A 279-nucleotide genomic window follows, 5' to 3' on the forward strand; every position below is an offset into this window, starting at 1 on the left:
TTTGGCGCCATGGCGGCCTGTGATCCGGTCAACGGCATGCATTCGCTGTTCAGTGGCGTGCTGGCCAAACATTATTTTGCTGAGGCACCGCAGTGCCCCTATGACAGTGATTTCGATACGGCGGATCTGGATTCCATCCAGCAGATGCTGGCGGCCCATCACCAGGAGATCGCCGCCGTGATTTTGGAGCCGGTGGTGCAGGGCGCTGGCGGCATGCGTATTTATCATCCCACCTACCTGAAAGCGGTGCGGGCCCTGTGTGACGAGTACGGTGTGTTG

Annotated in this window: 1 protein-coding gene; it reads left to right on the forward strand. The window is 59.1% G+C overall.

The window, feature by feature from the left end:
• The coding region (locus A3754_RS06775; protein WP_156496864.1) for an aminotransferase class III-fold pyridoxal phosphate-dependent enzyme at positions 1-279 on the forward strand (279 nt) is incomplete at both ends.

It is taken from the genome of Alcanivorax sp. HI0083 (assembly GCF_001635175.1).